Source organism: Pseudomonas sp. S60 (assembly GCF_016647865.1).
Lineage (GTDB): Bacteria > Pseudomonadota > Gammaproteobacteria > Pseudomonadales > Pseudomonadaceae > Aquipseudomonas > Aquipseudomonas parafulva.
Genome location: NZ_JACVVH010000103.1, coordinates 1 through 1,085, shown reverse-complemented (window position 1 = coordinate 1,085; position 1,085 = coordinate 1). Strand labels below are relative to the sequence as shown.

1 pseudogene is annotated in these 1,085 nt (G+C 53.6%); it reads left to right on the top strand.

Features of this window, described 5'->3' with window-relative positions:
* Positions 1 to 1,057: pseudogene (locus IAE33_RS24340) on the top strand (IS3 family transposase); the annotation flags it as partial.
* Between the last annotated feature and the right edge of the window lie 28 nt (positions 1,058 to 1,085).

The following is a 1,085-nucleotide window of genomic DNA, read 5'->3' as shown; positions in this document are numbered from 1 at the left end:
ACAGTGCTAATCCTGCCCAGCCCGTAGCAAAGAGAAGGCCTGCGCCCATGACCAAAAGACCTTATCCCGTCAAACCTACAACCTGCGATGACACCGGCAAAAGCCGGGAGCAATTGTTGAGCGAGCTTGAGTGGATGCGCATGGAGAATGCTTATCTAAAAAAGCTCGAGGAGTTGGAACAGCAGGAGCGAAGGCAGCGCAAAAAGCCTCGTTAGTGTCAGCGCTCAGACATTGCTTTCCGGTAAATGCGCTTCTGGAATTGGCTGACTTGCCACGCAGCACGTTCTACTACCAGCGCCAGGCGCAGGCCAAGCCTGATAAGCATGCGGCTCTGAAGCAACAGATCCAAAATACCTATGACAAGGAAAAGGGGCTTTACGGCTATCGGCGCGTGGCGAGTGTAATCCGCCAGGCAGGGACCTCGGTCAGTAAGGGGCTGGTAGAAAAGCTGATGACCAAACTTAATCTGCGCTCGCTGGTACGCCCGAAGAAGTACCGCTCGTACAAAGGCACCGTAGGCAAAATCGCCCCTAACCTGCTAGAGCGAAACTTCATCGCACAGCGTCCAAATCAAAAATGGGTAACAGATGTGACCGAGTTCAAAGTGGCCGAGCAGAAGGTCTACCTGTCGCCCGTGATGGACTTGTACAACGGTGAAATTGTGGCCTACGAGGTAGCGGACAGGCCGAAACTCGAGCTGGTTACAAACATGTTGGACAAGGCCTTCGAGCGCTTGGGAGGCAGCCCCAAACTGGTGCTGCATTCGGATCAAGGCTGGCATTACCAGCATGCGCGGTACCGGCACAAGCTGATTGAACGGGGGTTGAAGCAGAGCATGTCGCGCAAGGGAAATTGCCTGGACAATGCTGCGATGGAGAGCTTTTTTGGTACGCTCAAGTCCGAGTTTTTCCACCTGAGGCGCTTTGGCAGCGTCGCGGAAATGAAAGCTGGGCTGGATGAGTACATAAACTACTACAACCATGACCGCATAAAGCTGAAGCTAAATGGCATGAGCCCTGTGGGATACAGGACTCATGGCCTCAAGGCTGCTAGCTGAAACTGTCCAACTTTTGTGGGGCAGTCCA